16 protein-coding genes are annotated in these 14,347 nt (G+C 35.0%); 5 read left to right on the forward strand and 11 right to left on the reverse strand.

What is annotated here, in order from left to right; genetic code table 11:
• Positions 1–11 precede the first annotated feature (11 nt).
• Genes cagX through cagV form a run of 3 tightly spaced genes read right to left on the reverse strand, consistent with a single transcriptional unit; the run spans position 12 to position 4,000 of the window.
• Entirely contained in the window at positions 12–1,577 is a 1,566-nt protein-coding gene (cagX, locus tag EAL04_RS03915) for a type IV secretion system apparatus protein CagX (RefSeq protein WP_000434002.1), read from the reverse strand.
• Between the two features lie 52 nt (positions 1,578–1,629).
• Positions 1,630–3,237 (reverse strand): cag pathogenicity island VirB6 family T4SS protein CagW, encoded by a 1,608-nt coding sequence (gene cagW, locus EAL04_RS03920; protein ID WP_120973404.1) that lies wholly within the window; start codon positions 3,235–3,237, stop codon positions 1,630–1,632.
• A 4-nt stretch (positions 3,238–3,241) separates the two neighbouring features.
• Positions 3,242–4,000 (reverse strand): cag pathogenicity island type IV secretion system protein CagV, encoded by a 759-nt coding sequence (cagV, locus tag EAL04_RS03925; protein ID WP_000900781.1) that lies wholly within the window; start codon positions 3,998–4,000, stop codon positions 3,242–3,244.
• 381 nt (positions 4,001–4,381) lie between these two features.
• Here cagV and cagU point away from each other — a divergent pair, with 381 nt between their 5' ends.
• Both cagU and cagT read left to right on the forward strand, forming a co-directional pair.
• Entirely contained in the window at positions 4,382–5,038 is a 657-nt protein-coding gene (gene cagU / locus EAL04_RS03930; RefSeq protein ID WP_120973406.1) for a cag pathogenicity island translocation protein CagU, read from the forward strand.
• Between the two features lie 35 nt (positions 5,039–5,073).
• Positions 5,074–5,916, forward strand: a complete 843-nt coding sequence (gene cagT / locus EAL04_RS03935; RefSeq protein ID WP_000776482.1) for a type IV secretion system apparatus protein CagT — start codon at positions 5,074–5,076, stop codon at positions 5,914–5,916.
• Positions 5,917–6,118: 202 nt separating this feature from the next.
• Here cagT and cagS read toward each other — a convergent pair whose 3' ends face one another.
• The 4 genes from cagS to cagP form a co-directional block, all read right to left on the reverse strand.
• Complete coding sequence (gene cagS, locus EAL04_RS03940) at positions 6,119–6,718, reverse strand: cag pathogenicity island protein CagS (protein ID WP_120973408.1); 600 nt, start codon at positions 6,716–6,718, stop codon at positions 6,119–6,121.
• Between the two features lie 439 nt (positions 6,719–7,157).
• The gene (gene cagQ / locus EAL04_RS03945; protein WP_120973411.1) at positions 7,158–7,538 is read right to left on the reverse strand and encodes a cag pathogenicity island type IV secretion system protein CagQ; all 381 of its coding nucleotides are present in this window, start codon (positions 7,536–7,538) and stop codon (positions 7,158–7,160) included.
• Complete coding sequence (locus tag EAL04_RS08100) at positions 7,475–7,654, reverse strand: hypothetical protein (protein ID WP_120973413.1); 180 nt, start codon at positions 7,652–7,654, stop codon at positions 7,475–7,477. Before EAL04_RS08100 ends, cagQ begins: the two co-directional genes overlap by 64 nt.
• A 311-nt stretch (positions 7,655–7,965) precedes the next feature.
• Positions 7,966–8,310 (reverse strand): cag pathogenicity island protein CagP, encoded by a 345-nt coding sequence (cagP, locus tag EAL04_RS03955; RefSeq protein WP_001958601.1) that lies wholly within the window; start codon positions 8,308–8,310, stop codon positions 7,966–7,968.
• Positions 8,311–8,744: 434 nt separating this feature from the next.
• On the opposite strand from cagP, the gene cagM reads away from it, so the two are divergent.
• Both cagM and cagN read left to right on the forward strand, forming a co-directional pair.
• Positions 8,745–9,875 carry a type IV secretion system apparatus protein CagM gene (gene cagM, locus EAL04_RS03965; RefSeq protein WP_120973415.1) on the forward strand — a complete coding sequence of 377 codons (1,131 nt, stop codon included), beginning with the start codon at positions 8,745–8,747 and terminating at the stop codon, positions 9,873–9,875.
• Between the two features lie 14 nt (positions 9,876–9,889).
• On the forward strand, positions 9,890–10,810 hold the full coding sequence (gene cagN, locus EAL04_RS03970) for a cag pathogenicity island type IV secretion system protein CagN (protein WP_120973417.1): 921 nt from the start codon (positions 9,890–9,892) through the stop codon (positions 10,808–10,810).
• Positions 10,811–10,891: 81 nt separating this feature from the next.
• Here cagN and cagL read toward each other — a convergent pair whose 3' ends face one another.
• From cagL to EAL04_RS03985, 3 genes are read right to left on the reverse strand one after another with little or no spacing between them, the layout of a single operon-like run.
• The gene (gene cagL, locus EAL04_RS03975) at positions 10,892–11,605 is read right to left on the reverse strand and encodes a cag pathogenicity island VirB5 family T4SS-associated adhesin CagL (protein ID WP_120973419.1); all 714 of its coding nucleotides are present in this window, start codon (positions 11,603–11,605) and stop codon (positions 10,892–10,894) included.
• Positions 11,602–12,747, reverse strand: a complete 1,146-nt coding sequence (gene cagI / locus EAL04_RS03980; protein WP_120973421.1) for a cag pathogenicity island type IV secretion system translocation protein CagI — start codon at positions 12,745–12,747, stop codon at positions 11,602–11,604. Before cagI ends, cagL begins: the two co-directional genes overlap by 4 nt.
• Positions 12,748–12,757: 10 nt before the next feature.
• Positions 12,758–13,702, reverse strand: a complete 945-nt coding sequence (locus tag EAL04_RS03985; protein ID WP_000125260.1) for a hypothetical protein — start codon at positions 13,700–13,702, stop codon at positions 12,758–12,760.
• Between EAL04_RS03985 and EAL04_RS08105 the strand changes: the two genes are divergently transcribed.
• The gene (locus EAL04_RS08105) at positions 13,689–13,889 is read left to right on the forward strand and encodes a hypothetical protein (protein ID WP_045004951.1); all 201 of its coding nucleotides are present in this window, start codon (positions 13,689–13,691) and stop codon (positions 13,887–13,889) included. The two genes, EAL04_RS03985 and EAL04_RS08105, sit on opposite strands and share 14 nt — an antisense overlap.
• On the opposite strand, the gene cagG is transcribed toward EAL04_RS08105, so the two are convergent.
• Positions 13,886–14,314: a cag pathogenicity island type IV secretion system translocation protein CagG gene (gene cagG / locus EAL04_RS03990; RefSeq protein WP_120973425.1), complete on the reverse strand. Its 429-nt coding sequence runs from the start codon at positions 14,312–14,314 to the stop codon at positions 13,886–13,888. The two genes, EAL04_RS08105 and cagG, sit on opposite strands and share 4 nt — an antisense overlap.
• Positions 14,315–14,347: the final 33 nt, after the last annotated feature.

A 14,347-nucleotide genomic window follows, 5' to 3' on the forward strand; every position in this document is an offset into this window, starting at 1 on the left:
TTAACGCCTTTTTATTTATCTCTGACAAGAGGGAGCTTTTTAATCACACGCTCCAATTCACCATAGTTTTTGATATTGTAATTTTTTGTCAATGGATTTTTCCCATAGCCTTTATTGATCACTGTTACAAGGGCTTTGTCTTTAATGAGCTTAAACTTCTCTGCAATTTCATTAACTCTATACCATCTCAATCCTGAATTAGTCATGTTAGGATCAATGGCGGCATCAGTCATGCTCAATTTCCCATCAGGTTGAACCACAAAAATAGCAGGTTGGAGAGTGATGTTTTTGAAACCAAAATAAGTGAATGTGCCATCATCAAAAATTTCAGAGGGCATAATATGTTTAGAGCGTTTTTCAGGCGCTTGGTAGTAATTGTAGTTTCTAGGCACAGGGTTTCTTTTTAACGCATTATGCACATATTGGGTCTCTAGCGCCTTTGCTTGATCTAAGATAATTTTTTGTTTTTCTTCTCTTATTTTTTCTTTGTTGATAATCTGTTCATTGCTCGCCATCATCACTCTATTGATGTAGGCTGTGGTGTTGAGATTTTCTTGCTTGATCAATTCTCTCTGCCTCTTTGCTTCTTCTCTCTTTTTTAATTCCTCTTCAATAACGCTAGAGACTTCGTGTCTTTGTGGGTATTCTAATTTAACTGTTAGATACGCTGAAGCAAAATTGTCTTTTTGAGCTATTCTCAAAATGAATTGATACAAGGCTTTATTGGTCCGCACAACAAGATTAGTCCTCCAAGCGCTATCGCTAGGAGATAATTCTATGGAGTTATCCTCGGGGCTTTTTTGAGATTTATCTGTCTTAATACTGATTTTATCCTTGGCTCTTTGCCTAACTGCCTCTTCAGCTTGTTTCTTGTTGAGTTCTTCAATTTGTTTGAGCGCGTTAGCTTGAGCCTGCTCTTGCATGTCCTCTAGTCGTTCCATTTGGTCTAATTCATTTTCTCTCTGTTGCTTGATCAATTCGCTAAGATTTTTGTTATTGCTCAAATTTTGTGGGTTACTCATAGCGTTAGTGAGATTTTCTAAATTGGCTCTATTTTTTGCACGCTCCTCCTTTCTTTTTTCTCTTTTATCTTTTTGCGCTTTTTGCGCTTGTTCTTTAGCTTCTTTTTCTTTTTCTAGAGCTTTTTTTTGTTCTTCTAATTCTTTAGGGTCAGGCGCATCTACGATAAGTTTTTTTGTTTTTAAAAATTCTTGGTAATCTCTTGTCATTAGGGCAAAATTCACTGCTTCTTTTTCAAACATGAGATTACTTTTTACCGATTTAGGTTGAATGAATATGTGATTAGAATTAGGCACAATATTCCAACCTTTATTGAAACCTGTTGTGATGTAAGAAATAGTTTCGTCTTTTTCAAGTTGGATCACAGTAACATTGTCTAATGAAGTCCAAATCGTGATGGGTTTTTCATCTCCCAAATAAGCAATCTTCTTATTCACCACTTTCACCCTGCCACGATTAAAATTTTTAATGTCAGGTGCTGCTTCTATTACGCCAGATAAAAATAAATAACCAAGACAGAAACAGTTAACAATTTTTTTAAAAAATGCCTGCTCCATCAACAATTCCTCTTAAAAAATATTTGTAATTGTAACACAAGAATAAAGTGGCTTATCCTTTAAACATAGATCCACCAACTCTTCCTACCATTAAGGCATCTCTTTCTCTATCCATCCTGCTGCCATCTATAGAGACAGAGCTGAAAATGGTATTAACGATCGCATTGACACTCTCAATAATCGTCTCTATGAAACCTTTTAAAATAAATAGAGTGATCAAACTCGCAATAGTTGAATCGATACCCAGTCCCCCTTGATTGATGTTTTGTATAGCAACAGAGGGCGTTATGGTCAAATTGAATGCCAATAATGCCAAAACACCAAAGAGCAAAATAGGAATAGCTAGAACCAAGATAAACAAATTATTAATAAACCATATCAATATGTTTTTCATAGAATCTTTGAACCAATCTAGCACGATCAAACATACCGCAATAGGGAACACAATACCGCTAAAAGCCCCAGCTATCAAAGGTTTCACAACCACAGTGCTTATTCTCATAATGATAGTTACTTGCATAAAAATGGCGAATAAAGAAATACCTGCCACTTGCAAGCCTTGTAACAAACTAGGAGCGTTGTTACCAACATTAGAAAAAACAGCTCTTACCGCAGGTAAAATTGAATTAACAGTGTAATTCAGCACTAAATCTAAAGCCCAAAAAAGAACTTGATTCAGCCCAAAAGCGCCTGCTAAACCAAAATAAATGGAATAAGAGATTTTATAAAGATAACCAAAACCTGCATAGGCGATAAAAGAGACCATCGCCATTTTGAATAATGTCCCCCCAATAAATCGCATGTATTCAAAACCTATGTTAATCTGAATACCATTTGAAATATCCCTCAATTTCATAAAAGAAATGAAAACAAAAATCCCAAAAACAATATAAATTAGGTAAGAAACAAAATCAAGATATGACCCTTGCCCTATGATAATATCAGGCAGATTGACTACACCATATGCAGGAAGAACAGCAGCGTCCGCTCCTTTGACAACAGATTCTAGTGCGGCAAAAGCAAGCATGGCTGTAGTGTTGTTTTGCAGTTTATTTGCAGTGAATTCTTTGCCAATCAGCCAAATTAAACCATCAGCTGTAATATTCGTAGAAGCTTGAGCGGTTATTGAGCTAATTATTTGTAAAAGAACATTGCCTTTCACATTGTCCTCAACACCGCCTTTGGTGAAATTCTGAATCTTGTTGCTCAAATTGTCTAGCATGCTATCCATGGATATGTCTATGTTTTTATTTATCAATGCGTTCCAACCAAAATTACAGCCGCTTGATGGCGTTAGAGCAAAGCCTTGTATAGCTGTAGCAACACTTGCCCACGCCGATCCCCATAAAGGACCTAAAGTGTTCAAATATTTCACCAGATTGCTAGCGGCTAAACTTGTGGCTAGTGGTGTGCTAAGCGCTTCGATCACACCCTGCCCTGAACTCTTTCCACTCCCTGATTGGCCAATAGATGTATAGCCTGTTAAAATATCTGCAAAACTTTTGTTGGTTAAAACATAACTCGGTATCAGCATGCAATAAACTGTTTGGTAAATTTTGAGATTTGAAACAATGGGCAAATCAATAGCTTTCAACCAATTAGGAACAATGAGAAAAAAACTCATGATCGTTACTAAAAAAGTCCTTTTAAGATTAAACATGCTCTTATTTCTCTAATGTCTTATTTTTCGCTTCCACTTCTTTAATCTTTCTCAAAATTTCGCTTACTGTCTGTTCGTTTTGTAAATCCGTGATTTGAATGTCAAACACTTTGAAGCCAAAAGGATTGATGATAAGATTTTCTTGAGAAGAGTTACCTCTAGCAAAATCATAATAAATAGTTACTTGTTTTTTAGTAATATATTCATAATTTTCCATTGTATCAGGTGTGATTTTGATGGTAATGAAAAATGTTAATCTCGTTAAGGGACTATTTTTGACTTTTTCTCTTTGTATGTTAGAGCTAATGATAGCTTCTGCTCGGACTTTATCTACGAATTGTCTGATATTTTCATTGAACATTCTCATTGCTTGGGTTTGGAAACTCACATCGCAATATTGCATCAGTTGATCCTTGCGATCCCTCAAAGAATTTTTACTATAACCAAACAGTAATGAGACAAATTTTGAAGTTGCGCTATCCACAACAGCTTCAGAATTGACAATTTGCCTAGCATCGGAGCGTTTGACAATTTTAAATTCTCCTGTGTATCGATCAATGCCATAAACAAATATATCCGTTTTCTTCAAAGGCATCATCATCACAATACTCGTTACAGCGGCGACATTGAGTGCCATAGAGAGATAAAAAGCCCTTTTGAAAGTCCTATTGGCCTTATTGAGTTTTGCCAATCTATCAAGGGCTATCACACCCCCAACCAAATTTTCATCAATCAAGACTTCTTCGTTTTTTTTCCCTAACATGCGACAGCTTTATTGTTTAATTATTGGTTTGTTGGTTGTAAAATTTGAGAGATTTTTTCATTAAAAACTCCTTAAAATAATCCTAATTATAGCAAAATTTCTGTAAAAATATGTATTTGAAAAACCTTTAACAAAAACCTTTTTGGATCAAGGTATTGAGCAAAGATTCCTTGATAATCAATGTAAGCAGCGAATTGCTTCAAACAAAAAGCAAGATGAAACACGATGCAACTCAAAAAGTAAGAGCGATGAGTAAGCGGTCGTAACTCAATAATGAAATTTTAGAAGCGCTTAATTCAAAGAGATAAGACAATCGCAACTCATAGAGAGAATGGTATAATACCAAAATAAGTTCTCAATTTAATTCTTGAAAGGAGCTTCATGAACGATACAACAGAGCATCATGGAACCAATCCGCTAAACGCCCTACCACCTAACAATTCACAGAGTAATGATCTTTTAAATTTGCTAGACTCGTTATATCCTAAAGGGAGTCTAGGGGAGCAAAGATTTCACGAAGCTTTAAAGAATCAAGAAGAGTTGAAAAATATCCTGATAGAAATAGAAAAGCTACCGCAAGAAAAAAGGTATGAACTTCTGATGCAGATAGGACAAGCCAAACAGAGAATAATGGAAGCATACGCTCATTCATTCTTAGGATATATAGGGGGACTAGAGCATCTGTTAGGATTGTGTATGGGTGGGATATTTGTTTTGTTTGCAATCTATTTTGTCTTTTTAAGAACTAGCAAAAACACAGAGCTAGTGGAAAGTCTAAAAACAAAATTAAAACTTCAGTATTTTTACTATGCCTTTGGTGTGGGTGCGGTTTTGTTTTTTGGATTAGAAACAATTAGATCGATTTATGAACTATATATCTTAGGAATTGGTAGCACTAACGACAAGGTGCTTTTTGTTTTGAAAAACATTTGCTTCATAGGTATGGGCTATTTGATTTATAAAGTTATTAAGGTTATTGGTATAAAAAATTTTATCAATGGTCTTTTCGCTTCAAAGAAACAAGGCGGTGCAGAATGAAGCTAATGAAACGAGAGCGATAAGGAGAAACAATAATGAAACTGAGAGCAAGTGTTTTAATCGGTGTGGCAATTCTGTGCTTAATTTTAAGTGCGTGCAGTAACTATGCGAAAAAAGTGGTGAAACAAAAGAACCATGTTTATACGCCTGTGTATAATGAACTGATAGAAAAGTATAGTGAGATCCCCTTAAATGACAAACTCAAAGACACACCATTCATGGTGCAAGTGAAGTTGCCAAATTACAAGGACTATTTGTTGGATAATAAACAAGTTGTACTAACTTTCAAACTTGTTCATCATTCTAAAAAGATTACGCTCATAGGCGATGCCAATAAGATCCTTCAATACAAGAATTACTTCCAAGCTAATGGAGCAAGATCTGACATTGATTTTTACCTGCAACCTACTTTGAATCAAAAGGGTGTGGTGATGATAGCGAGTAACTACAATGATAATCCTAACAACAAAGAAAAACCACAGACCTTTGATGTGTTGCAAGGAAGTCAGCCAATGCTAGGAGCTAACACAAAAAACTTGCATGGCTATGATGTGAGTGGAGCAAACAACAAGCAAGTGATCAATGAAGTGGCAAGAGAAAAAGCTCAGCTAGAAAAAATCAATCAGTATTACAAAACTCTCTTACAAGACAAGGAACAAGAATATACCACTAGGAAAAATAACCAACGAGAAATTTTAGAAACCTTGAGTAATCGTGCAGGTTATCAAATGAGGCAGAATGTGATTAGTTCTGAGATTTTTAAGAATGGCAACTTGAACATGCAAGCCAAAGAGGAAGAAGTTAGGGAGAAGCTACAAGAAGAAAGAGAGAATGAATACTTACGCAATCAAATCAGAAGTTTGCTCAGTGGTAAGTGATTGAAAGAAAAGGAGAGAGTAGATTTTTCTAAGGGTAGAGAGAAACGCCAACAGGCGTTAGCTTTACTTGATAAATAAGGCGATCAATTAGGTAATCTTTTTAAAGCACTCATCATTTTTTAATTCTGTCTCTGCCTGAGACGAATATTTTTTCAAACTGAATTTTGTTAGTTACACCGAGATTTTTTGTTCGTTTTCCACATCAAGTATTTTGCACTCCTTTTTCTTCCATGTATTTTTCAAGATCAAATTTCATCAGCAAATCCCTAACATAGTCGTTATATTGTTCAATGGTTTTTAGATTAGCGTAGAAATTCATTTCTTCATCTGTCATCACAAACAATTTCAATAGTGGGAGCTTAGTGCCATACAATTCTATTTGCGAGTCCATTTCTCTAATACTCATCTTAAACATGATGGGCTTACTGAAGAAAGGCAGAAATATTCCAAGAATTGATCGATCAAATTTGGAGAATAAGAAATTAGGATTCTCTGCAATGGCATGCAACAACTCCATAGTCTCATTCTCAAGCAAACGATAAACCTTTTTAAATTTATCAATACCAATGCTTTTGATAACAGCGCGATAATCTTTCATGTAATTTCTTAGAACCTTATCTAACGCTCCCTTATTTGTATGCATCTGTTTGAAAAAATCATGCATGGTTTTTATTTGATCTATGATTTTCTTTTTTTCATCAGTGCCTAAAAGTTCGTTCTCTTGCAAGCTCTCAATAAGTTTTTCTTTCTTATCTTTTGAGTTGGCAATCATTGAGAAGAGTTTTCGCATGTTATTACCCATATCGCTCTTGATCCTTTCAATGGATTTGGTTTCTCTTTAGATTGTTTAGATCGTAAAAGTTTATATTGAAATTATACAATATCTGTTGTGTGAAAATTTCAGAGCGGTCATAATTCAAAGAGCAAAAAACTATTTTTTAACCATAAAATATTGCTTCAATCACTCTTATATCTATTTTTCAAAACCTACAAAAAAACGCTTTCACAAATAGCCCTAAAAACCGATTTAAAAAGTTTTAATATTATAATTATTTTTAAAAAGCAAGATCGGTTGTAAAAATGCGTTACAACTAAAATAAAGAGTCAAGATAACTCATTTTCAAAAAGGAGTCTTAAGTAATAAAATCATAATGTTCAGCTAGTAATCTATTGCCTTGTTGATCAAACAAAGCTTTGCATGAAAGATGAAAAAATTTCATCTTTAGATAGTTAATACACCACTAGAGTCTTACTTGAGAGACACTCATTTTATTAGTGGTTTTGTCTGATTTACTGCTACCAAAACCATTACCAATCAAAGCAGATCCCATGTTTTTGATACTATCGAATCCATTCTTCAGCACTTCTGCCATAAAATTCTTGATATTGTCCACAGGCAAGTTGAATTTTTTCCCTAATGTTTCATTAAGTCCCATCATTAACATCAAGAAGAACAAAAAATTTAATATCATAGAAAACAAATCACTAGATAAACCTGTAAAAAGATTTGTTCCGCCACACAACAAAGAAGCTAAAATTTTTCCCATACCCAATCCTTTTATTTTTGGTTGTGTAAGTTCTTGCTTGTTCGGATCTCTAATGCGTGTTTTAGTAGGAAGCATTTCACAATAGCATACCTAAATCTACTAAGAAAATTCTTGAATCTAAGATTACTCATGAAATCAAGCGATAAGCAACCACCAATCGCAAACAAATCAAATATTTTGCCACCAAACAAGCCATATCCTTTTTGTTTTTATCTCCTAATTATAGCAAATTTTTCTCAATATTAATTTGGAAAACCACCAACCATATCAAAAACAAATTACTAACACACTAGATGCAGAATTATTTTTAAAAAACGCTCCTTTAAATTTAAAATCATGGGGTTTTAGGATTTGAATACCAAAAATAGATTGGTTTTTTCAAATAAGCTAGCTTTGGGTATGCGCTTAAAAAGATTTTAGTTTTTAGTTAGTAAGGTTTTATGCTAATGTTTGGAAATAAAGAAATTTCTCTAAATCAAGTCTTGAGAAATTTTTGAACGAATCATAAGAACCAATTTTGCCATTGAGTCATAAGTATGATTAGCTTCATTGTGAAATTTGCGTGGCTTAAGAGATAGTATTTGCTTATTATACTGAGAGAAACGAGTAACAAAAGATAAGTAGTGTAATAAAAAAAGCTAGGCTTTATTATAAGAGCAAACAAGAATAATATTGGATAAACTAAAATCACCCCTGCCCCATAAGAAAAAAGCGCTATTAAAAAACCTATAACGATAGAGCTGATATTGAACAGCCTATAATAAAGGCTGTATTTATCTAAATGTTTGTTGAAAGAATGTTTGAATTGTAAAAAGTTTTGTTTTAATTTGCTAATCGGTCGTTTCATTTTGGTTTTGAAAGAACTAGTTCAAGGCGGTGAACCTATAAAGGAGCAAAGAAGCATAGGAAATAATAAGTATTTTACAAAACCACCTTAATCTAGCTCAAAATCCCAAAGAATACCCTACTATGCTGATACTAACATGTGATATAACACAAACCAACGATTTGTTTATTTAATGTCAAACAAAGAACAGAAAACACCTATCAAGGAATAAAGGAGTTTCTATCCAAAAAACACCAATCCATTGTATAAAAATAACCTTAAGAGAAACTTAAAAAATACCAACAAGCCACATATGAGCAAGCAAAACATAACACTATAAGACCTAGACTTTACTTACCTTTTGGATATGGAAAAATTTTAATCCATAGTTTTGTGGAAATTGTGGTAGAATATATTGATATTTTTTGAAAATTTAAGGTTACAAAAACTATAAGATGCTTGCAAAAATCGTTTTTAGCTCGTTGGTTGCGTTTGGAGTTTTGTCGGCTAATGTGGAGCAGTTTGGTTCATTTTTCAACGAGATAAAAAAAGAACAAGAAGAAGTGGCTGCAAAAGAAGACGCTCTTAAGGCTCGCAAGAAGCTCTTAAACAATACGCATGATTTCTTAGAAGACTTGGTTTTTAGAAAACAAAAAATCAAAGAGCTTGTGGATTATAGAGCTAAAGTCCTTTTAGATTTAGAAAACAAATACAAAAAAGAAAAAGAGGCTCTAGAGAAAGAAACAAGAGGTAAAATCCTTACTGCTAAGTCAAAGGCTTATGGTGATCTAGAGCAAGCCTTAAAAGATAACCCTCTCTATAAGAAACTTCTTCCTAACCCTTATGCCTATGTTTTAAACCAAGAAACATTCACGCAAGAGGATAAGGAGCGTTTGAGTTATTACTACCCCCAGGTGAAAACAAGCAGTATTTTTAAAAAAACTACCGCTACCACTAAAGATAAGGCTCAGGCTTTGCTTCAAATGGGTGTGTTTTCTTTAGATGAAGAACAAAACAAAAAAGCGAGCCGATTAGCTTTATCTTACAAGCAAGCGATTGAAGAATATTCCAATAACATTTCTAATCTGTTGAGCAGAAAAGAATTGGATAATATAGATTATTACTTGCAGCTTGAAAGAAACAAATTTGACTCCAAAGCAAAAGATATTGCTCAAAAAGCCACCAACACGCTTATTTTTAACTCGGAACGCTTGGCGTTTAGCATGGCGATTGATAAGATCAATGAGAAATATTTAAGGGGCTATGAGGCTTTTTCTAACTTGTTGAAAAATGTCAAAGATGATGTGGAATTGAATACTTTGACTAAAAACTTCACCAACCAAAAATTGAGTTTCCCTCAAAAACAAAAATTGTGTTTGTTGGTTTTAGACAGCTTCAATTTTGATACCCAATCCAAAAAATCTATATTAAAAAAAACTAATGAATACAATATCTTCGTAGATAGCGATCCTATGATGAGCGACAAAACAACTATGCAAAAAGAACACTACAAGATATTTAACTTCTTCAAAACAGTGGTTTCTGCATACCGAAACAATGTTGCCAAGAATAACCCCTTTGAATAAGAAAGGAGACGCTCTTGAAAAGTATCTTCAAAAAATTAGGTTCTGTCGCTCTTTATTCTTTAGTTGTTTATGGGGGCTTAAACGCTATCAATACAGCATTATTACCGAGTGAATACAAAGAATTGGTGGCTTTAGGCTTTAAAAAAATCAAAACACTCTATCAAAGACATGACGACAAAGAAATTACAAAAGAGGAAAAAGAATTCGCCACTAACGCTTTGAGAGAAAAATTACGGAATGATAGGGCGAGAGCAGAGCAAATTCAAAAGAATATTGAAGCGTTTGAAAAAAAGAACAACTCTTCTGTTCAAAAAAAAGCGGCTAAGCACAAAGGATTACAAGAATTAAACGAAATTAACGCTAACCCTTTGAATGACAACCCTAATAGCAATTCTTCCACTGAAACCAAATCTAATAAAGATGATAATTTTGATGAGATGATCAATAAGGTGAATGAATCTTTTGTGAAACCTGCTGCTCCGCTTGTGCCTGATGAGTGGAGAACGCCTGAAATTGAAATCATTATCAATGAGTGTATTATTTCAAGTAACGATTATGATGGGTTAAGAAAGTGTTTGATCAAAGACATCAAGGATCAAAAAATTCTTGCCCCCTTATTAGAAAAAATTCAAGAAATAGAGACAGAAAATAACAAGTTTTCTAGACAACACCTAAGTGGTTTAAAACTCGCTCTTAATAACAACAACAATAGAACCTTTCTTATAGCTTCGTGCGCTATTTGTGAGAAGAGAAAAAAAGAAATGGAGCAAGAAAATAACTACCAAGATACTACAAATGCAAGTGAGTTTGGCACTACTGATACAAAAGAAAATGAAGCAAAAGATGCAACATTCTCAAACAATCGCTCTAAATCCGAACTGCCCAATAGCGTCATCAATCAAATAGAACAAAGCATCGCTCATGGAAAAAAATAGCGATCCAAATTATTAGCTCAAAAAACAACTAGAGAAACAAATCCCAAAAATTAGAAATCATAGCTTGTCATCTCATAAAAATCATTTGACAATGATCTTACTTGATTGCCTTTCTTGTAGGTATTGTCGCTTACTTTGTTCTAGAGATCTTTCTAATGCATCCAACTCCTCTAAATAATTTAAAAAGACCTTGTTTTGAGCTAACATAAGCTTTCTGATTCCTTTGATGAAATTTTTATTCTTTAGGCTTTCTACAAGCGTCTGTGAAGCAATGATTAAAGAAGCTGTACCTCCAATGTTGCTCTGATACGCCTTTAGGGAAGTTTCTAAACGCTCTCTTATATTTTGTTTTTCTTGCTCTATTTTCAGCTTCCCCAAACAATAAAGAACTAAAATTTTATCGGATATTCCGCATTGCTGTTCAGCAGTCTTTTGGTCTAAGGGATTGATTTTCATATAGGTTAATAAAAGTTCAGGGCTAGACATATAAGTCTTAAAAATCACATCTTCTGAGATGAAAAATAACTCATTCGCTTCAAAATTGGCTTTCAATAACGCTAAATCTCCTCTCAAAGCAATGGCCGCTTTTTTGATGTTTAGAGCATCTTCTTCACCCATTTTATCATTAGCGCTAGGGCTAGTGGTTGAAAAAATCTCATCTAAGTTTTTGAGCACTTGTTGGTTGGTCTCTTGGTAGGTGCTATCCAGTTGCTTTAAGCCGCTTGTTATATCTTCTGCCATCAAAACAGACAATAGCAAAAAAGAAAATATGGTATTTTTCACGAGTGTTTTCATTTGACAATAACTTTAGAGTTAGCAATGTTTCTTGCTGTCGTTTCTCTCTCTAATTTCAGTTGTTCTTCCCAAAGATCGGCTTTTTTTTCAAGATTTTCTATATAGTTTAAATGATTTTCTGCGTTTAAGATAGCAGCTTCTATGAGCGCGTTCAAATCTACTGATCCTTTTAAGGTTTTGATTTCTCCATTGATCCCATTCAAATAAGCGATATTTTGAAAATCTGCATCACTCAGTTTATTTTGAATAAGGGCTACAATCATTCTGTAATTCTGAATAACCTGTTCCATAAGGCATGCTGAAATTTTTAGCCCATCAAGATAGGGGCATTTTGTGGGTGCTAGAGTGAATGTTTCAATGATTCCAAATGGTGTGCCCATGCTTGAAAAAAAACTAAGAGCAGGCGCATAGATGGCGCTTTGAAACAAAGCCTGACCTGTTAGGGAATTGTAGTCAATAAGGGTCGCTTTTTTCATAGCCTCTTTCAACCATGTTTCAAAACCTTCTAAGGTTTCTTCAAACGCCTTGATGCCGATCGTATTGTAAGCGATGTATTTAGCGTTATCAGAAGAACTTCCTAGAGCTTGAGAAAGCATTTCCATTTGTGTTTTTAGAGTAACGCTCGGTTCAAAGCTGTTTTTTAACGCTTCTAAGAGAGCGTTTTGCTGATTCATTTTGAGCTTGATTATTTCGTTATTTTTTTGGAGCGCGATTTGCATGTTTTGGATTTCTGTTTGGGTATTAATTTTTTGTTTTTCCACGATTATTTTAACATTCCCCCCCAATGCGCTAAGCGCGCTTGAATACCCTTCCATGATGCCAAGCAAGATGTCTGAACCTGCAAAAAACCCCCCTGTCATGCCATTGACACCATTAATAACGCCATTAGCCCCTTTTAACATAGCGCTCATGGTTGCAAGCTGAGTCCTCAATTCTCCCTCTATTTGCGCTTGAATGGCTTTTTCTTTGGCACTAGATTGAGCTTCTATGGCTTTTAATTCGGCTTGAGCGGTTTTTTGTTTGGCTTGTGCGTCCGCCTGAATAGCTTTTAAGGCAGGTTCAAGCGTCATTACTACCTCTGCACCATTCAGAGACAAGCCACAAAAAGTCAAGAAAGAAAATATGTTTAAAAAACATTTCACATCTCTTTCCTCACTTCACGATTATTTTAGTTTGCACCCTTTCTGTTAAGTAGCTATCTTTTTGCCCCTTAAGCTTGTCTTTGATGTAATCAAGGTAAGTCAAATGCGATTTCAAAAAAGATTTATTCGCTACTATATTGTAATTATATAGCGAGCTTATGTTAGAAATCGCTTGAGTGTCATAGGTGCTAGTAGCTAATCCTGATTGACCGAGTATCATTTGAGAAGCGTTCTGCAACAAATTAGTATTGTTTTTCACAAATTCTATATAGTATTCTCTCAAAATTTCTGCTACTTTTTCAGCATAGCAATAAACAGCAAGAACCTTGTCCCCAATAGGGCATGCAGGAGTGGTCATAGGATTAACGCCTGAAGTTAGGGCATTAGTGGCTAACGCTTGGTATTTGGCATAAACAGTGGGCATAGAAACGCTCATGGGCGTCATAGAAATTTGCATGCAACTGAAAAACACTTTTGATGAGCCAACAAGCGCACCTAAAGCGGTACAGCTATCAAGGGAATCGGCTGTATCATTCATTGAGCTGTTGCTTGCTTGAGAACGCAGTTGCTCTTGTAGAGCTAGGGCGTATTTTGGTGCTGCGCTTGTAATATTGCCTAATATACCGCTCATCATTTCAACCGTTGTTGGCACGCTAGGAACAGCGATTTGATTCGTCGCATAAGCTTCAATAGCACTAGGATTTTTAGGGGTAGTGTTACTCGCTAAAATGCTTGCAATCTGACTATTAACAGCACCAATTTGCGCGCTTTGCGTGTTGCCTTGCGCGTTAAATTCCCCTGTTAATTTGCTGATATTTAAGATATTGTTCCCTACAGCCATGCTTTGATCGTTAAAACCTTGATACAATTGGTTGTATTGTTGGTTAGCGGCTTTCATAGGCACGCTTACAGCTTCAGCGATGCTTTGATTGTATTGGGTCATGATAGCGGTCATTTGCGGATTAGTAAATCCCACAACAATAGGAATAATCGCTGCTGTCATAGCACCCGCTACTATTCCTGCAAATGGCCCTGCGACACCACTTGTGCTTGAGATGATTGAGGAGATTTCCGATAAGAATCCTGCAGAAGATGATTCATATATAGCTTGTGTGCCTGCCATGTTAATACCCCCTAGTTAATACCCTAAGATCGGTGGTAAAAACGATGAATCTGGGTATGTTGGCGCATAGCCATACATGAAAGAATTGTTTGGACCGTAATCGCTCATCATTTGGCTCATGAGAAGATTTTGAATGCCCCACATCGCATTGATACCTAGATTATCATTAGGTTGGAAACTCCCTAAACTTATGTCGTCAAACTTGATATTAACATTCTTATCATTATAGTCATTGAGTATGGCCACTTTTTGCTCTAGGGTTTCTTTAGGGATCTCTATTTTTAGCTGATCTCTAGAAACAAGCCCCACGCTATTTAGCGCCATATCTTCAGGACTAATATCTTTTATATCCGTGTTTTGGTCAGCGTTAAGCGGAGCGTTAAACATGCCAATGATAAGACACCAAGCAAATAGTAATTTAATTTTATAAAAATTCGTTTTCATACTTTTGACTCCTTTATTCTTATTTTTAGCATT

Source organism: Helicobacter pylori, assembly GCF_003638305.1.
Taxonomy (GTDB): Bacteria; Campylobacterota; Campylobacteria; order Campylobacterales; family Helicobacteraceae; genus Helicobacter; species Helicobacter pylori_DJ.

Excerpts from the sequence above, each read along its gene's own strand:
- cagX (WP_000434002.1), bottom strand. The coding sequence starts at position 1,577 with ATGGAGCAGGCATTTTTTAAAAAAATTGTTAACTGTTTCTGTCTTGGT.
- cagV (WP_000900781.1), bottom strand. The coding sequence starts at position 4,000 with ATGTTAGGGAAAAAAAACGAAGAAGTCTTGATTGATGAAAATTTGGTT.
- cagG (WP_120973425.1), bottom strand. The coding sequence starts at position 14,314 with ATGAAAACGAATTTTTATAAAATTAAATTACTATTTGCTTGGTGTCTT.
- cagW (WP_120973404.1), bottom strand. The coding sequence starts at position 3,237 with ATGTTTAATCTTAAAAGGACTTTTTTAGTAACGATCATGAGTTTTTTT.
- cagT (WP_000776482.1), top strand. The coding sequence starts at position 5,074 with ATGAAACTGAGAGCAAGTGTTTTAATCGGTGTGGCAATTCTGTGCTTA.
- cagL (WP_120973419.1), bottom strand. The coding sequence starts at position 11,605 with ATGAAAACACTCGTGAAAAATACCATATTTTCTTTTTTGCTATTGTCT.
- EAL04_RS08105 (WP_045004951.1), top strand. The coding sequence starts at position 13,689 with ATGATAGCGGTCATTTGCGGATTAGTAAATCCCACAACAATAGGAATA.
- cagU (WP_120973406.1), top strand. The coding sequence starts at position 4,382 with ATGAACGATACAACAGAGCATCATGGAACCAATCCGCTAAACGCCCTA.
- cagM (WP_120973415.1), top strand. The coding sequence starts at position 8,745 with ATGCTTGCAAAAATCGTTTTTAGCTCGTTGGTTGCGTTTGGAGTTTTG.
- cagQ (WP_120973411.1), bottom strand. The coding sequence starts at position 7,538 with ATGCTTCCTACTAAAACACGCATTAGAGATCCGAACAAGCAAGAACTT.
- cagS (WP_120973408.1), bottom strand. The coding sequence starts at position 6,718 with ATGGGTAATAACATGCGAAAACTCTTCTCAATGATTGCCAACTCAAAA.
- EAL04_RS03985 (WP_000125260.1), bottom strand. The coding sequence starts at position 13,702 with ATGACCGCTATCATGACCCAATACAATCAAAGCATCGCTGAAGCTGTA.
- cagP (WP_001958601.1), bottom strand. The coding sequence starts at position 8,310 with ATGAAACGACCGATTAGCAAATTAAAACAAAACTTTTTACAATTCAAA.